This window comes from Rhizobium sp. N324, assembly GCF_001664485.1.
Classification (GTDB): Bacteria; Pseudomonadota; Alphaproteobacteria; order Rhizobiales; family Rhizobiaceae; genus Rhizobium.
This window is the reverse complement of record NZ_CP013635.1, coordinates 403,694-421,032: the sequence shown is the minus strand read 5'-3', so window position 1 is coordinate 421,032 and position 17,339 is coordinate 403,694. Positions and strand designations below refer to the sequence as shown.

Below are 17,339 nucleotides of genomic sequence, written 5' to 3'. Positions count from 1 at the left end.
GCCTCTCCCGAGGCTCCTGTCACGACGCCTTCGAAATCATCTGCCCGGCCGGCGTTCACAATGAGCGCCAGGCAAGGAAGCTCCCGAGCAGTTGCACGCTGCTGCCGGCCGACATCGCGACAATGAAGCCGGTTTCGGCCTCTCCGAGGAAGGCGAAGATTGCCCCGAGCAATAACACCTCGAAACTGGCAAGCCACTCGGATGTCAGTTAGCATCCAACGCGCAGTCGACCGCTGCGGCCACGTGAGCCATGGTGGTATCGATCAGTGGTACAGGACTGTCTTCTGCGCTGATCTAATGGCGCCATCCAACGCAATGGAGGCCCCGCCCCAAACCCCTCCCCACAAGGGGGAGGGGCTTAACCTGCGGCACCGCCTCACCCCAAAATCAGCGCCGCAAACGGTGTGATCGAGGAGAGGTCAACTGGTGCGGCATTCTAGCCCCTCCCCCTTGTGGGGAGGGGTTGGGGCGGGGTCTTCTGACACTCTCAATACGGCGCCGCTACCGGCCCCATGCCGACATAAACCGTCTTCAGCTCGGAATAATGCTCCAGCGCCGCGAGCGAATTCTCGCGGCCGAAGCCGGATTGTTTCGAGCCGCCGAAGGGGATCTCCACCGGGCAAAGATTGTAGGTGTTGATCCACAGCGTGCCCGCCTCCAGCCGGTCGACGACGCGGTGGGCGCGGGTGAGGTCGGCGGTGAAGACGCCGCCCGACAGGCCGAATTCGCTGGCATTGGCGCGTGTGATGACCTCGTCCTCATCGTCGAAATCGAGCACCGACATCACAGGCCCGAAGATCTCCTCGCGGGCGATGCTCATGTCGTCGGTGACGTCGGCAAACACCGTCGGCTGCACATAATAGCCTTCGCCGGAAACGTTGTTGGGAATGCCGCCGCCGGCGACAAGCGTTGCACCCTCGGCCTTGCCCTTTTCGATATAGGCGACCACCTTCTCGCGCTGCGCCCAGGAAACCATCGGGCCGATCTGCGTCGCCTCATCCATCGGGTCGCCGATCAGCATCGCCTCGGTGCGCGCTTTCAGCCGCTTCAGGAACTCGGCCTTAACAGCCTTCTGCACGAAGACGCGGGTGCCATTCGAGCAGACCTGGCCGGTCGAGTAGAAATTGCCGAGCATGGCGCCGCCGACCGCCGAATCGAGATCGGCGTCGTTGAAGACGATGAGCGGCGACTTGCCGCCGAGCTCCATCGTCACGTGCTTGAGGCTGCCGGCGGCGGCCGCCGCCACCCGACGCCCGGTCGGCACCGATCCGGTCAGCGACACCTTGGCGACATCGGGATGGTTGACGAGCAGCGGCCCGGTGTCGCGGTCGCCCTGGATGACGTTGAAGAGCCCCTTCGGCAGCCCCGCCTCATGCAGGATCTCGGCGATCTTCAGGGCGCCGAGCGGGGTATTCTCAGACGGCTTGAACACCATGGCATTGCCGCAGATGAGTGCCGGGGCCGCCTTCCAGCAGGCGATCTGCTGCGGATAGTTCCAGGCGCCGATGCCGATGCAGACGCCGAGCGGCACCCGCTTGGTATAGGCGAAATCCTGGCCGAGCGGGATATGCGAACCATTCAGGCCGGCGGGTGCGACGCCGCCGAAGAATTCGAAGGCATCGGCGCCCGAGGTCGGATCGGCGACGATCGTCTCCTGGATCGGCTTGCCGGTATCGAGCGTTTCCAGTTCGGAAAGCGCCCGGTTTCTCTCGCGCATGATCTCGGCGGCGCGCTTGAGGATGCGCCCGCGCGCCATCGGGCTCATCGCCGCCCATTCCGGCTGGGCGCGTCTGGCCGCCGCGATCGCTTGTTCGACGATCGCAGGCGTTGCCGCATGCAGGCGGGCGATCACCTCGCCGGTCGCCGGATAGAGGCTCTCGATGACGGTGCCGTCGGTGTCCTCGACATATTCGCCGTCGATGAAGTGCGAGGCGTTCGGCTGGGCTTTGAACTCCAATTTGCTACTCCCTTTTTCAATGTTCAGAGGCAAGCGCGACTGTTGGAAGACGTAGATAAAAGAGCCTGTCCTTGCGGGCAGGCAAGTGCCGCTCTTGGGAACGAATTGAGCGGGAGTGGTCTCAACGCGAGGACGCGTGAATTATGCCGGCGCGCCGGTGTCATGGTACACATAGAGGTTGGTTATCGGCTCGATCACGGTCCAGACCCCTTTGATGTCGGGCTTGATCGTTACGAAGTCGTCCTTCTGGACATCGAGGCTCGTGCCGTCGGTAAACGCAATTTTCGCCCGGCCCTCCATGACGCAGAACGACACTGCGCGGTCGTAATGAATTTCGAACGGCTCTGTGGCGTTCGCCTCCCATTTTGTCCAGGAAGCGATCTTCCTTTGGGCGTCGGGCGTCACGCGATCTCGCTGGATCCGGTCCGTTTGGAAACTACGATCTGACTGCATGGTCATGATATCCTTCTGTCGGGGCTTTGTAGTAGGCGACCTCATTTGCAGACAGCGGCATCCGGCCCCGGATGAGGTCGGATGCCTTTTCAGCGATCATGAAGGTCGTGGCATTGATGTTGGCGCTCGGGATCGAGGGAATGATGGAGGCGTCGACGATACGCAGGCCTTCTGCTCCGATGAGGCGAAGATTGAGATCGACGACCGAGCGAGGGTCTTCCGCCCGACCCATCCGGGCGGTGCCGCAGGGATGGAACGAACTGGTGACATCCTGTCGAATGAATGCCTCCAGCTCGGCATCGCTCCGGCATTGTTCGCCGGGAGCGTCTTCCCGCTTCCGATAGGGCGCGAATGCCGGCTGGGCCAGGATCTCCCTGCCGAGCTTGAGACCCCGCAAGGTTTCCTTGAGGTCCCGCTCCGTTGCGAGATAGTTCGGATCAATGAGCAGGGGTTGGTTCGGGTCGGAGGAGCGCAGGCGCACCGAGCCTCGGCTTTCCGGTCTCATCGGGCCGACGCCCAGACGATAGCCTCCCCGGTGCGGATCCGGGATCCAGTTCGGTCCGAAGAAGACAGGGAAGAAATGGATCTGAAGATTCGGGTGGGTGACGGCGCTGTCGCTCCGCAGGAAAGCGCCCACATGGCATTGGTTGACCGCCGCAACACCGCCCTTGAAGGCGAACCACTGGATGCCGGCGGCGACCATCTTATCGAGCCGGAGGTAGTGGTTGAGACTGTAGCTGAGGTCGCATTCGACCTGGATGTGGGTCTCGAAATGATCCTGGAGATTTTGCCCGAGCATCGGAATATCGAGCAGGGGCTTGATCCCCAGCCTTGTCAGGTCGTCCGCCGGCCCGACTCCTGAGAGCATCAGGATCTGGGGACTGCCGAAAGCCCCCGAACTCATGATGACCTCCTGCACGGCGAAGACATCGACCGTCTCCGAGCCGCGCCGGACGCGGACGCCGATCGCCCGATTGCCCTTGAACAGAACCTTCAGCACCTGGCAGCCGATGTGTATGTGCAAGTTCTTCCGGACCGGTTGTGAATGCAGATACGAAATCGACGAGCTGGAGCGGACGCCACGGCCGACGCTCATCTCGAACCGGCCGACACCCTCCTGACGGAAGCCGTTGAAATCCGAAACCTCTTCGAGCCCGGCCTGCTTTCCGGCATCGAGAAATGCCTGGTTCAGCGCGCCCAGATTTTCCTGTCGCTTGACCGGCACCATACCGCCGGAGGATCTGAACGGATCTTCAGTTCCTTCGCGGCGTTCGAGACGCTTGAAGTATGGCAGACAGTCGGCGAAGGACCAGCCCTTGCAGCCGTCATTATCGCGCCAGTCGTCGAAATCGCGTGGGTTGCCACGGAGGAAGGTCATGCCGTTGATCGACGACGAACCACCGAGCACGCGGCCGCGGGGTTGATCGATCTCGCGGTCATTGAGGTGGCGCTGGGGTGTCGTCTTGAACCAGTAATTATAGGTGCTGGTCGGCTTGAAAGCGGAGCGAAGGCCGGCGGGCATCCGCAGGATCCAGCTCCGGTCGGAAGGACCGGCCTCCAGCAGCAAGACGGAGGCGCCTTCGTCCTCGCTCAGCCGGCTTGCAAGGACGCATCCTGCCGTGCCCGCGCCAACGATGATGTAGTCGTATCCTTCAGCGCGAAACGTCCTCAAAGATAACTCTCCTCCAAAGGGCAAAAAGGTGGTGAATGGAGGGCCGGTGCACAGCGCCGGCCCTCCCGAAGTTCCGCGTCAGAGCGACGACTTGAGCAATTCCGCTGCCTTAGGAGAGACCCATTTGGTCCAGATCTCAGGATGTTCAGCGAGGAAATGGCGTGCACCTTCCTCTCCGGTTGCCTGGTTTTCCGTCATCCACGCCATCAGCGTGTTGACGGTCTTGTTGTTCCAGCTGCGCGCCTTCAGGTAATCGACTGCGGCTGGATCTGTGCGTTCGATGAAGGATTTCGACGCGAGGGTCAGGACATTGTCACGCGGGAAGCTGTTGGGCTTGGGATCGGTACAAGTATCGACCGATGTGCACCGTTTCCATTCGGCGGCGTCATGCTTCACCCCGAAGTCCACCGGCACCATGTCGTACATGCCAAGGAGGGAGGTCGGCTCCCAATAAAAGCCGAGCCAGGGCTCCTTCCGCTCGTAGGCCTTGGCCATGGAGCTGTCGAGGGCGGCGGCGGAGCCGGTGTCGATAACGCTGAAGCCTTTCCCGGCAACGTCGAAGGCCTTCGCCAACCGGTTGGTCGCGATTGTGCCGCCCCATCCGGTCGGGCCGTTGAAGATCGCGCCTTTCGAGGAATCCTCCGGCGACGGGAAATATTCCGGATGGGCGAGGATTTCCTCGATCTTGTTGAGGCCGGGATGCTTCTCGAGCATGTAGCGGGGAATGAACCAACCGGCTTGGCCGCCGTCCGACAATGAGGGCACCAGGGCAACGACGCGGCCCTCGGCCAAGGGGGCTTTCACCAGTTCGGGAAAGAGGTCGACCCACGCTTCCGGAATGATGTCGGGCTTGCCCTTTTCCACCTGGGAGGTAATCCCTGACGCTGCGTCGACGACCACGATGTCCGCGCTGCAGCCGTAGCCTTCGTTGAGAATGATCTTGTCGATGTTGGAAAGCACCTCGGCGCTCTGCCAGTTCATGCTCGCGATGGTGACTTCGCCGCAGCCCGCCATCGCTCCATGGCCGAAAAAGAGGAGGGGCAATGCAATCGCAGCGCCAGTAATCGTTTTCTTCATGTTCCTTGCTCCGTTGGTTTGTTTCTTGTTGTTTTTCTCCCGCGCGGGGAGACAGCCATCCAGGACTTCGCCCGGAAGGTTCACGCCTTGCCTATGGTGTTGGTGGCTGGTGGCCGTCTCCTGCCCTGGGAGGGTCAGTTGGATGCGGCCGGCCGTCGCTCAACCGTCTGATGAACCACCAGCCAAGGCGCCACCCAGTCGCCCTGGACGCGCAGCTCGACCGCGGCATCGTCCTCGACGACCTTGCAGACGGTCATTTCACCGGCGTCAGGCCCATAGCGGTCGCTCGCTTCCCGGAAGCGCGCGTGGCAGGCATCGAGCAGGTCGGAACGCGTGCCGGTCTCTTCGAGCAGTTCCTTGATCAGCCCGAGATCTTTCAGGCACAGTTTCAGCGGGAACGAGGGGTCGTAGTGACCGGCGAAGATCGAGGGAACGTCGTGCTGCATGACGAAGCTGTCCGCCGCGCCGCCCTTCATCACGTCCCACCAGACATCCGGCTCGAGGCCCGCCTGTTTGGCGCAGACCATGGCTTCGCCGATCGCCGCGGCATGGACTTTCCACAACTGGTTGTTCACCAGCTTGGCAACATAACCGTTTCCGTACCCGCCGACCTTTCTCAATTCGCCCATCGCCTCGATGACCGGGCGTGCCGCCTCGACATCATCGTCCTCGCCGCCGACGAACATCGGCATGTCGCCTCGGATCGCCGCATCGACCGAGCCAGTGACCGGGGCGTCGACCGGACGGCCGCCGGCTGCCACAAACGGTTTGATGAGATCGCGCATGAAGCGCGGCGACGACGTCGTCATGTCGATCCAGAGCTTGCCCCGGCAGTCGCCGCCGAGCAGCCCTTCCGGTCCGTTGAGAACTGCGTCCAGATGCGCGGGGCCGAAGACCATGGAGACGACGCAGTCGACACGGCTGATCATCTCGCCCGGGCTGTCGGCCCAGGTGGCGCCCATGGACAGATGATCCGCCGCCGCTTCCAGCCGCAGATCGAAGACAGAAGTTTCGAACCCCGCGCGGATGATGTTCTTCGCGGCATTGCCGCCCATGGTTCCCAGCCCGATAAAGCCGACTTTCATTCAACCCTCCCGGATGCATGTTGTCGGTGGAGAGACTAGACCGCAGCACCGTTATTGGTAAAATGAGAAGTTCCTATAGGTATGATTGAGTATCTTAATAATGATCGACATCGATATGAGACTGCTGCGATCGTTCGTATCGGTCGCGACCGAGAGGAACTTCTCCCGCGCCGCCGAGCGGCTTGGCTGCTCGCAGGCCACGGTGTCGCTGCGCATCAAGAGTTTGGAGGACATTCTCGGGCGACGGCTCTTCAACCGGAGCTATCATCTCGTCGAACTGAGTGTTGCAGGTAAAGAACTCCTGCCGCACGCGCAGATCATCCTCGACCATCATGATGCTCTCTTCGACAAGATGAGAAGCGGAAAAGTCTCGGGAAGCGTCAGCCTCGGTATCGCCGAGGATTACGGCGAGCCGTTTCTATCCCGTCTCATGCGCGTGATCGACAGTTCGTTCCCCGGGATCGAATTGAACGTGACATGCGCGATGAGCGTCAGGTTGCAGAAATTGCTGGAGTCGCGGAAGCTCGACCTTGCGATCGTCACATTGCCAAATCAGAGAGACCGCTCGACTCTGCTGAGCCGTCCGAAACTGGTCTGGGTCTCTTCAGGGGATTACGTCGTCGACAGGAAAAAGCCATGGCCAATGGCCTTCTATTCCGAAGGCTGCGCATTTCGTGCGGCCGCGGAGGCGGCGTTGAAACGGGAAGGTCACGCCTATCGTGAGGTACTGACCACAGGAAGCGGCGAGGCCATCAAAAGCGCGGTCAGTTCCGGGACAGCGATAACGGTCATGGCTGAAGGGATCGTGCCCTATGGTTTCTCTCTCCTTCAGAAAGAGGTCGGCCTCCCGGAACTTCCGGAGAGCTGTATTCAGTTGGTCGAACGGGAGGATGGCCTATCGAAAGCAGCGCAGCAGGTAAAAGTTTCGATCATGAAGTTGCTCGGCGTATCTGCGGATCATTCGGCGGCCCATTGGGTCTGAGTTTCCAGCTCGCGGTTTCCTTCCCGCCTGACGGCGGTGTGTTGGAACGGTCGTAGACAATTCGAAACGCCGGCGTGTGCAAGCAAAAAAACGATCAGCCACGGCCCGTTGCGAGGCCGTGGCTGATGCAGCGCGCATTCTGCGGAGGGCGCAGGCGCGGCCGATTACTTGTTGGCGGCGAGCGCCACGTTTACCTTGTCGACGTCGGCGCTCATCGCCTTGAAGGTCTCGTCGAGCGAAAGTTCGCCGACGATCAGCTGGCTCATGCGCTGGACGATGAGCTGGTAGATGGCGGACGATCCCTTGAGGCGTTCCAGGTCGCGGGCGGCCTTCGGTGCGCTGTCGCGGCTTGCGAGGAAGACGGCCATGGCGTCCTTGGCGTTCTTGCTCTCAAGCTTGTACTGCGGGTCCTTGATGTCGGCGCCGGTCAGGATGACGTAGTTTTCGGCGACTTCGCGCTGGACCTTTTCAGAGCCGAGGAACTCGATGAAGGAGGCGACGGCCTGCGGGTACTTGGTGCGCTTGAAGCCGACGATCGCGGTGCCACCCGGCATTGCGTAGCAACCGGCATCGCCGCAGGGCGCGCTGATCGCCGTCCAGTCGAAGGCGTCGCCGATCTTTTTCTGGAACGGATTGACCATCCAGTTGCCGGCGATATAGGTCACGACATTGCCGTTGACGAACTCGTCACCCATATTCTTGTACTGGGTTCCGCCGGCAGCACCCCACATTTCCTTCGGGAAAGAGCCGTCCTTAGTCCAGTTGTAGAGATCGGTGATGTAGTGTTTTGCGGCATCGTCGGGGAAGGCGAACTTGCCGTCCTTGACGTAGTTCGAGCCGTAGGAGAAGGCAGCACCCGAGAAGCGGTGGCCTGAACGGTCCATCGTGAAGGGGATCTGGGCGCCGGTCGCCTTGGCGACGCGAGCGGAAGCTTCGACGATGTCCTTCAGCGTGGCGGTCGGCTTCGGAAGCGGTTCTTTCGCCTGTTCGAACAGCGTCTTGTTGACGAAGGGCAGGTTGAAGGTCTGCGACGCGACATAGCCGTTGATCGAGTTCGGATCGTTGACGCCGGGAAAACGAAGCGTGTTCAGGCTGTCGCCGTGCAGCTTGGCGAAACCGTCCGGGTCTTTCATCAGCGGGCGCATGTCGAGGTAGTAGGGCGCCAGCTGCCAGTCGGTGATCTTGGCGACATCGGGGCCTTCGCCGACGGCAAGCTGCACCGGCAGTTGCTTGGCGACGGCATCATAACCGGAGGAGACGAAGTTGACCTTGATGTCGGGATGCGCGGTCTCGAATTCCTTGCTCAGCGCTTCCATTCGCTCGACGTAAGCCTGGTCGTCGTCGGTGAAGAGAAAGGTGATCGTCTGGGTTTCGGCCATGGCCACGCTGGACCATGCAAAAGAAACGGTGGCAAGCGCCAGTGCGAAAGCCCCTGAAAGATAGGTTTTCATTTTCATCCTCCCATGAAAACATTTTCATCAATCGCGGCCTCGGCCATCGATATGTAAATTTCATATACTTGACATTCGCGCCGTCAAGCTATTTTCTACGCGAATAGCGATGTTTTTGAGCAATTTTCAAAAATCACGCACCCAAATGACCTAATGAAAATATTTTCATAGGATTGCGGAGGAGGCGATCTGTGAAAACGGAAAGCATCAAGCAGCCGGACGATATGGCGCCGGCCTACAGCGTGGCCGAGGGCCAGACGATAACGGCATGGGCCGTTTCAGCCCTCATTGCCCGCTATTTTCCAGGCGAGCCGGCGCTCGCCGAAGATCGCGTCAACTACCGTTTCATCAACGGTTTCGTCGATGTCGGCGACCTGCCGTGCCGCAAGGCCTTCTGGTCCACCATGGTCGGGCGGGCGCTCATGCCCGACACGTCCTGGCCGACCGAAAGCCTCTATCTTCCCGGCTCGAACCGCCGTGTCGAGTTTACCAGCTTCTGGCATGTGCCCACACATGTCAGGCGATGGCTGAAGGGCACCTTCAGGACGGAAGCCCCACGCACGCTCAATCTCGCGCTCAAGACCTGCGGCGGCGTTCGCATCTGGGTCAACGGCCAGGAGGCGGTGCGCTTCGAGCCCTTCAAGCGCAATCTGGAAAGCGCAACCGAGATAGCGCTGTTGCTCGACGCCGGCGACAACGAGATTCTCGTCCATAGCGAAGACCTCGCCGAGCGCGACACGACCTGGTTCTTCGAGCTTGAAATGCTGGACAGCGAACCGCTCTGCGTGCTGCTGCCGGTATCGCTTGATCAGGACGAGGTACGCGAGTTGGAAGCTCTTTCGCGTGGCGTGCGACCGGCCCGCGATGTTTTCGTCAACCAGCCGTTGGAGATCATCTTCGACACAGCGCCGGAGCGCGACCTGCCGATGGAACTCAAGGTCGTCGGCCATGGCCACGAGCGGCCGGTTCTCGCCCATTCGAAACTGATCCTGCATGCCCATGAAAACAGCCTGACGGCCGACGATGTCTGCGGCATTGCCGACGGTTATCACGGCATCCACATGACGATCGGGTCCGGGCCGGGTTCGGTCACCCGCGTCATCGATGCTGCGTTCATGAGCAGCCTTTCGCCCTTGCCTGAAGAGACCTCGCTTTCCGCGCGCAAGCGCCATGCGCTGGAATACAGCGCCCGCTTCGGGGCCAACCGCGCCGGGCGTCTCATCGCGATGATGGAAACCGGCCATCAAGACCATGAAAGCTTCGACCGCATCATCGATGCGACGCTCGCCTCGATCGATGCGCGGGAGGATTGCTCCGATTTCATCATGGTGCCGCTTTTGTGGCTGCTCGGCGCCTATGACGACCGGATGCCCGAGGCGACGGTCGAACGCATCCGCCGTTCCGTTCTCTCCTACCGCTACTGGGTCGATGAGCCGGGCAATGACGCAATGTGGTTCTGGAGCGAGAACCACGTGCTCTGCTTCCATACCAGCCAGCTGCTGGCCGGCCTTCTGCTTCCCGACGCGGTGTTCTCGGCTTCGGGACGGACCGGACGGCAGCAGGCGGAACTCGCCGTCGAGCGTCTCGGGCGCTGGTTCGACAGCGTCGAAGCCCATGGGCTGGCGGAGTGGAATTCAGCGGCCTATTACCCGATCGACTTCATCGGCCTGCTGGCGCTGGAGCGCTGGGCCGAGCGCGGGATCGCCGATCGCGCCCGCGGTCAGATCGATCTTATCTTCCGGATGATCGCCCTTCATACGCTGGCCGGCGTTCCGGCCGGTTCGCAGGGGCGCTCCTATGACAAGGAACTGCGCGCCGGCCCGCTGACCGAGCTTGCGCCCTTCGCGCAGGTCGCCTTCGGCACCGGCTGGCTCAACAACGGCGTGGCGGCGCTGACGATGTTCTGCGCTGGCGGCTACGAACCGCCCGCCGATCTGATCGAGCTTGCGGCCCTTCCCAGGGGCAGAAACGTCGAGGCGCGCTACAGCCAGGGGCTGGAGAGCGGAAAGCTCGTGCTGTTCAAGAACGAGGCGGCGCAGCTTTCGACGGTCGTCGATCACAAGACCGGCCGGAAGGGCCACCAGCAGCATGTCCTCGATGTCAGGCTGGCCGGCCATCCGATGGCGAGGTTGTGGGTCAATCATCCCGGCGAGGACGATCCCTGGGGAAATCAAAGGCCGTCCTATTGGGCCGGCAACGGCATCCTGCCGCGCGTCGCCCAGCATCGCGACGTCGCCCTGCTGATCGAAGACACGGGCGATGCACGGCATGCATGGACGCACGCCTATATCGGCCGCGACGGCCTCGACGATCTCATCGTCGAAGACAAATGGCTGATCGCCCGTTCGGGCCGGGGATTTTCCGCTCTCTGGGCGTCGAACGGCCTGGAGCTGATCACCGAGGGGCCGACCGCCGGCCGCGAGGCGCGCTCCTATGGGTCTCTCTGCGGCTGGGCTGCCATCGTTGGATGCGGCAATGGCGACGCCTTCAAGGCGTTCCTTGAGCGCCTGTGCCAGACGACGGTTAGCTTCGATCCTGCGCTTCGGCATCTCTCATTGACGCCGCCGGGCGGCCCAGCGCTCTCGCTTTCCTATGCCGACGGTCTTTCGATCGCCGGCAAGCCCCGGCCGTTCATCCATGATCAGCCGCACCCGATCCTCACCCACGACAGTGCCGCTTCTGGTGCCGGCACTGACGGACCATTCTACTCCTGAAACATAGGTCTCCAGCATGAACACAACATCTGTCGATAACGCCGCGCTCCTGACGACGATCGATCGCGTGGCGACGGCTTTCAGCCGGCTCAGGGGCATCAAGGAAGGTCTGGTAACCGGAAGCACCACCTCCGGGATCCAGTTCGACGAATGGGACTGGGAAGTCGGCGTCGGCCTTTACGGGTTTTTGCGCCGCGCGATTTCCACCAACGATCAGAAGGCGTTGCAGGAGCTTGTCGCCTGGTATGCCGGCCAGATCGAACGCGGCCTGCCGCCGCGCCAGATCAACAGCACGGCGCCGATGCTGCCGCTGGCAATCCTCGTCCAGCATGTCGACCGTCCCGACTTCCGCGCCCTCGTCGAGGACTGGGCCGAATGGCTCGTCAAGGAATTGCCGAAGACCGAGGAAGGCGGCTTTCAGCACGTCGTCAAGGAGCGCCTGAATGAGGGCGAATTGTGGGACGATACGCTGTTCATGGCCTGCCTGTTCCTCGCCCGGGCCGGCGTGCTCTGCGAGCGCAGCGACTGGATCGACGAGGCCGTCTATCAGTTTGTCATCCACACACGCTATCTCTCCGATCCGGTCAGCGGCCTCTGGTATCACGGCTGGACCTTCAACGGCCGGCATAATTTCGCCAATGCCTTCTGGGCGCGGGGCAATGCCTGGATCACCGTGGCCATTCCCGAGCTCTTCGATCTCGTTCCGACGCTCGGCGAGAAGGACAAGCGCTTCCTTTCCAACGTTCTCGTTAGCCAGGTGCGTTCGCTGAAGGCCTATCAGCGGCCCGACGGGATGTTCACGACGTTGCTGGACGATCCGTCCTCGCCGCTGGAAACCTCGGCCACGGCAGGCATCGCCTATGGCATATTGCGCGCCATCGATGCCGGCATTCTGGACGAGAGCGACAGAGCCCATGCCGAGCGCGCGCTTGCGGCGGTGCTGGCGCAGATCGACGAGGAAGGCGTCGTCCACGGCGTCTCGGACGGCACGCCGATGGGGCACGACCTCGATTTCTACCGGCGCATCCCGAACATCCCGACGCCTTACGGCCAGGCGCTGACCATGCTGCTGCTGACGGAAGTCTTTCTCGAAGGCGGCCAGCGCCAATGACTTCAACCTCCCTCGTCGCGATTGAGGCGCTCGACGGCGACAACACAGAGCACCTGCAGGCGGCGATCGACAGTCTTTCGGCCTCCGGCGGCGGACGCCTGGAACTCCAGGCGGGCATTCACCTCTGCCAGGGGCTCCGGCTTCGCTCCGGCGTCGATCTGCATCTGGCCGCCGGCGCGATCCTGCGTCCTATTCCCGACTATGCGGCTTACGCGCATACGGCTGTTTCGGTGATCGCCGAGAGGTCGGACCGCGGCATGATCGTCGCCAAGGGCGCGCGGCGGATCAGCCTGACAGGGGAAGGGCGCATCGAAGCCGGTTGCGAGAGCTTCATCATTGGAGACGACGAGACGGTGGGGACCTTCATCCCGGCCGAATTCCGCCCCCGTGTCGTGGTCTTCGAGGGCTGCGACGAGGTCGAGGTTAGCGCGCTGCATATCAGCCGCTCGCCGATGTGGACGCTGCATTTCGTCGACTGCACCGATGTCAGGGTCCGGAACGTGACGATCGACAACGACCGTCGCCTTCCCAACACGGATGGCATCGTGCTCGATGCCTGCCGCGGCGCCGTCATCGAGGATTGCACGATATCGACAGCCGACGATGGCATCTGCCTGAAGACCAGCATCGGCCCTGATGGTGTCGCCATCGGCCGATGCGAGAACATTCTTGTCCGCCGATGCTCGGTTCAGAGCCTCAGCTGCGCGCTGAAGATCGGCACGGAAACGCATGGCGACGTCACCAATGTCGTGTTCGAGGATTGCAGCGTTTCATCCTCCAACCGGGGGCTCGGCATCTTCTCCCGCGACGGCGGCCGGATATCGAACGTCAGGTTTTCGCGGATCGCTATAGAGTGCTGCGAAACGCCCGATGGCTTCTGGGGCTCGGGCGAAGCACTGACAGTCAATGTCGTCGACCGTGTCACCGAGCGTCCTGCAGGCGCCATCGAGAACCTCATCGTCGAGGACGTGATCGGGCAGATGGAAGGGGCGATCACAGTCATCGCGGCCGGACCTGCAGGCATCCGCAATGTCTGGCTGCGGCGCGTCGGCATAGAACAGCGGCCGGGCCTGCTCGGCACTGGACAGACCTATGACCTGCGCCCGACCAACGCCGATCTTGCTCCGAAGGCAGACGGCGGCGGCCGCGCCAATGCCTGGACGCGTGGGGCGGACGGGCGGGTGATCGGCCTGCAGGATTATCCAGGCGGAATGCCCGCCGTCTATGTGGCTGATGTCACCGGCATATTGATGAACGAGGTGCGGATCACAAGACCGACACCGCTGCCGCAAGGCTGGAACGCAATCGACGTCGTCTTCGAAACGGCGGCACCTGATGGGAGTGGGGCATGGCAGAACTGAAACTTTCCAACGTCAACAAGTCGTATGGGTCGGTCAAAGTCCTCCACGACGTCGAACTCGATATCAAGGACGGGGAATTCGTCGTCTTCGTCGGTCCGTCGGGATGCGGCAAGTCGACCCTTTTGCGTGTCATCGCCGGCCTCGAAGAGGTCACCTCGGGGGCGATCGCGATCGGCGGCCGCGACGTCAGCGCGCTTTCGCCGGCCGAGCGCAAGATCGCCATGGTCTTCCAGTCCTACGCGCTCTATCCGCATATGAGCGTGCGCAAGAACCTCGCCTTCGGCCTTGAAAATCTCAAGTTTAAACGCGCCGAGATCGAGGCGCGGATTGCCGAGGCCGCCAGGATGCTGGCGATCGAACCTTATCTCGACCGGCGTCCGAAGCAGCTTTCGGGCGGTCAGCGCCAGCGCGTGGCGATCGGCCGGGCCATCGTGCGCGAACCTGATATTTTCCTTTTTGACGAGCCGCTGTCCAATCTCGATGCGGCGCTGCGCGTCCAGACCAGAGCCGAGATCACCAAGCTGCATCGCGAGATCAAGACGACGATGATCTATGTCACGCACGACCAGGTCGAGGCGATGACCATGGCCGACAAGATCGTCGTGCTGCGTGCCGGGCGGGTCGAGCAGGTCGGCGCACCGCTCGAACTCTTCGACCATCCGCGCAATCTCTTCGTCGCCGGTTTCCTCGGCTCGCCGCGCATGAACATCATCAAGGGCAAGGTCTCGAGCATCGGCGAGAGCGGTGTGGCCATCGATGTCGTCGGCGGCGGCACGATCGTCAGCGATGTCGGTCCCCAGGGCATCACGGTCGGGCAGGACGTGCTTGCCGGCATAAGGCCTGCGCATTTTTCCCGCTCCAGCGAACAGGGCCTGCCGTTCATCGTCCAGTATCATGAGGGCCTTGGCACCGAGACCTATGTCTACGGCAATCTTGCGGGGCAGGAGGAGCAGATCATCATTCACGAGGCCGGCCATTTCGCGCCTGTTCAGGGCGACCGGATCATGATCGATGCCGCTCCGGAACGTGTCCATCTGTTCGATCCCGAAAGCGGCCTCGCCTTTTTCAGGCGGCCCGGACAGGGGAGGGGCTGACCATGGCGGCGCTCAAGGCAGGGGCATTACTGGCTCAGGCAGGCGACACGGCGATGAGGGTGGTCGAGGCTCCGATGAATGCGATCGAACGCATTTTCGGCCGCAAGCGCATGCCGTGGCTGTTCCTGGCGCCGAACCTCGTTCTCTTCGCCATCTTCACATTCCTTCCGATTGCGATCGCGGTGGGCTACGCCTTCACCGGCGGCACCAATCTTTTCGTGTCGGAGCGGCCCTATGTCGGCTTGGACAATTTCCGCACGCTGCTTTCCTGCGGCAATTATCTGCAGCCGGGAACCTGCCAGGAATCGCTGTTCTGGACGGCGGTGTGGAACACGCTCTGGTTTGTGGGATTCAATGTCGTCGCGACATTGCTGGTGGCTTTGATCACCGCGCTGATCCTCAATCGGGCGATCTTTGCGCGCGGCTTTTTCCGGGCGATGTTCTTCTATCCCGTCTTGCTGTCGCCCGTCGTCATCGGCCTGATCTGGAAATGGTTCCTCGATCGCAACGGGCTGCTGAACGCCTTCTTCCAGATGATCGGCGTGCCGCCGGAGATCTTCCTGCTGGATGTCGGCTGGTCGCGCTTCTTCGTCGTCGTGGTGTCGGTCTGGTTTCACATGGGCTTCTACACGCTCATCCTGCTTGCCGGCCTCCAGGCCATCCCGAAGGAACTTTACGAGGCCGCTTCCATCGACGCCGCTTCGCCGCGCCGCACGCTCTTCAGGATCACGCTGCCTCTGTTGGCGCCGAACCTGCTCGTCGTCTTCATCCTTCTGATGATCAAGTCGGTGCAGATCTTCGATGAGGCCTGGGTTCTGACCAATGGCGGCGGCCCCGGCACGGCCAACAGCTTCATCGTCCAATATATCTACCAGATGGCCTTCAGCAGCGACCTCCGCCTGTTCGGACTGGCTTCGGCCGCATCGGTTCTCATGGGCCTGGTGCTTCTGGTTCTCACCCTCATACAGCTGCGCCTCGGCAAGCGAATGGAGTCCTGAGATGAACAGCTCTATGAACCCGATCCGCTTTCTCTCGCGCACGCGCCGGGCCGGACGCATCGACATCACCGATATTCTGTCATGGGTCTGGCTGATCGGCGGAACGCTCGCTGTGCTCGTTCCCGTCGTCTGGGCCGGCCTCTCCTCGCTGAAGCCGGCGGCCGAGATCACCCGCTTTCCGCCGACGCTGCTTCCGCGCGCCGCCGTGGAGCAGACCGTGCCAGGCTTCGACAAGCCGCTCAGCCTCTGGCAGGTCACTGTCGACGGCCAGCAGCGCGAAATGGCCATGGTGCGGCGCATCGGCCTCAAGGCGCAGATGGTCGATCCCGCAAATCCGGGACCGCCGGTCAGCGTCGACGTCAAGGGAATGACGCCGGTGCAGCATCTGACCGTCGCCACCGAGAACTACACTGATCCGCTGACGCGCTTCAACTTCCTGACCTTTCTAAAGAATTCGGTGTTCGTCACTGTGGTTGCGACGCTGCTGACGCTGATCGTCAACGCCATGGCGGCCTTCGCGCTGTCGAAATATAAATTCAAAGGCGACACGACGGTCTTCGTGATCATCATTTCGACCCTGATGATCCCGCTCGCCGTCGTCATGGTGCCGGCCTATCTCGTCATCGTCGGGGTCGGGCTCGCCGACAACCTCTGGGGCGTCATCCTGCCGACGGTCGCCTCTCCGACGGCAGTCTTTCTGCTGCGGCAATATATGCTGACCATCCCCGATGAGCTGATCGAGGCGGCGCGCGTCGATGCGGCGAGCGAATTCTGCATCTTCTGGCGCATCATCCTGCCGCTGACGGCACCCGCTCTCGCCGTGCTGGCGATCTTCTCCGTGCTCTGGCGCTGGAACGACTTCCTCTGGCCGCTCATCGTCCTCAACAGCCGCGAGAACTTTACGCTGCAGGTCGGCTTGAATGCCTTTCAGGGAGAGTTCTCCGTGCAGTGGCACTATATCCTGGCGATGACCTTCCTCAGCCTGCTGCCCGTCACCGTCGTCTTCCTGTTCCTGCAGAAATACATCACCACTGGTATCGCGGGAACAGGGATGAAGTGAAACGACCTGGCGCATGGAGACGTGGAGCAATATCCTCCCAAGCATTGAAGGCCGCATTCCACTCTCCCGCGCCGGCCAAAGCCCGCCGCATCCGACTTAATGGATGCGGCGGGCTTCCTGCCTTTATCTTTGCGCATGGCTTCCAGGGATGATGCCCATTTTCTGGGCGAAATTTCTCGTTCAGGCTGTACGAATTATACGGACCTATCCGAAATGCGCATATTATCGAGCGCAGGCGGCAACCCTCGAGTATCGTTTACACCATCTTAATTTCCGCGTGCAATTTCTGGTGTCAGACAGGCACAACAATAAATACGGCCATGA

At 61.8% G+C, this 17,339-nt stretch carries 13 protein-coding genes; 7 read left to right on the top strand and 6 right to left on the bottom strand.

What is annotated here, in order from left to right:
* Positions 1-487 precede the first annotated feature (487 nt).
* The 5 genes from betB to AMK05_RS31835 form a co-directional block, all read right to left on the bottom strand.
* Positions 488-1,957, bottom strand: coding sequence for a betaine-aldehyde dehydrogenase (gene betB / locus AMK05_RS31855; protein ID WP_064844538.1), 1,470 nt, complete (start codon positions 1,955-1,957; stop codon positions 488-490).
* 141 nt (positions 1,958-2,098) lie between these two features.
* Positions 2,099-2,416 carry a cupin domain-containing protein gene (locus tag AMK05_RS31850; protein WP_171899893.1) on the bottom strand — a complete coding sequence of 106 codons (318 nt, stop codon included), beginning with the start codon at positions 2,414-2,416 and terminating at the stop codon, positions 2,099-2,101.
* Positions 2,394-4,082, bottom strand: coding sequence for a choline dehydrogenase (locus AMK05_RS31845; protein WP_064844394.1), 1,689 nt, complete (start codon positions 4,080-4,082; stop codon positions 2,394-2,396). Before AMK05_RS31845 ends, AMK05_RS31850 begins: the two co-directional genes overlap by 23 nt.
* A gap of 78 nt (positions 4,083-4,160) precedes the next feature.
* Positions 4,161-5,159 (bottom strand): glycine betaine ABC transporter substrate-binding protein, encoded by a 999-nt coding sequence (locus tag AMK05_RS31840; RefSeq protein WP_064844392.1) that lies wholly within the window; start codon positions 5,157-5,159, stop codon positions 4,161-4,163.
* Positions 5,160-5,293: 134 nt separating this feature from the next.
* Positions 5,294-6,244 (bottom strand): NAD(P)-dependent oxidoreductase, encoded by a 951-nt coding sequence (locus AMK05_RS31835; RefSeq protein WP_064844391.1) that lies wholly within the window; start codon positions 6,242-6,244, stop codon positions 5,294-5,296.
* Positions 6,245-6,344: 100 nt separating this feature from the next.
* Between AMK05_RS31835 and AMK05_RS31830 the strand changes: the two genes are divergently transcribed.
* Positions 6,345-7,226: a LysR family transcriptional regulator gene (locus tag AMK05_RS31830; protein ID WP_064844389.1), complete on the top strand. Its 882-nt coding sequence runs from the start codon at positions 6,345-6,347 to the stop codon at positions 7,224-7,226.
* 164 nt (positions 7,227-7,390) lie between these two features.
* On the opposite strand, the gene AMK05_RS31825 is transcribed toward AMK05_RS31830, so the two are convergent.
* Positions 7,391-8,677 (bottom strand): ABC transporter substrate-binding protein, encoded by a 1,287-nt coding sequence (locus AMK05_RS31825; protein ID WP_064844386.1) that lies wholly within the window; start codon positions 8,675-8,677, stop codon positions 7,391-7,393.
* 191 nt (positions 8,678-8,868) lie between these two features.
* Here AMK05_RS31825 and AMK05_RS31820 point away from each other — a divergent pair, with 191 nt between their 5' ends.
* Genes AMK05_RS31820 through AMK05_RS31795 form a run of 6 tightly spaced genes read left to right on the top strand, consistent with a single transcriptional unit; the run spans position 8,869 to position 17,015 of the window.
* On the top strand, positions 8,869-11,391 hold the full coding sequence (locus tag AMK05_RS31820) for a hypothetical protein (RefSeq protein WP_064844385.1): 2,523 nt from the start codon (positions 8,869-8,871) through the stop codon (positions 11,389-11,391).
* 16 nt (positions 11,392-11,407) lie between these two features.
* Positions 11,408-12,502 carry a beta-galactosidase BglB gene (gene bglB, locus AMK05_RS31815; RefSeq protein WP_064844383.1) on the top strand — a complete coding sequence of 365 codons (1,095 nt, stop codon included), beginning with the start codon at positions 11,408-11,410 and terminating at the stop codon, positions 12,500-12,502.
* Positions 12,499-13,863: a polygalacturonase PglB gene (gene pglB / locus AMK05_RS31810; RefSeq protein ID WP_064844380.1), complete on the top strand. Its 1,365-nt coding sequence runs from the start codon at positions 12,499-12,501 to the stop codon at positions 13,861-13,863. The genes bglB and pglB overlap by 4 nt, the downstream gene beginning before the upstream one ends.
* Positions 13,851-14,957: an ABC transporter ATP-binding protein gene (locus AMK05_RS31805; RefSeq protein ID WP_064844378.1), complete on the top strand. Its 1,107-nt coding sequence runs from the start codon at positions 13,851-13,853 to the stop codon at positions 14,955-14,957. Before pglB ends, AMK05_RS31805 begins: the two co-directional genes overlap by 13 nt.
* A gap of 2 nt (positions 14,958-14,959) precedes the next feature.
* A complete protein-coding gene (locus AMK05_RS31800; protein ID WP_064844376.1) occupies positions 14,960-15,955 on the top strand; it encodes a carbohydrate ABC transporter permease in 996 nt (331 codons plus the stop codon).
* Positions 15,956-15,968: 13 nt separating this feature from the next.
* On the top strand, positions 15,969-17,015 hold the full coding sequence (locus tag AMK05_RS31795) for a carbohydrate ABC transporter permease (protein ID WP_171899898.1): 1,047 nt from the start codon (positions 15,969-15,971) through the stop codon (positions 17,013-17,015).
* Positions 17,016-17,339: the final 324 nt, after the last annotated feature.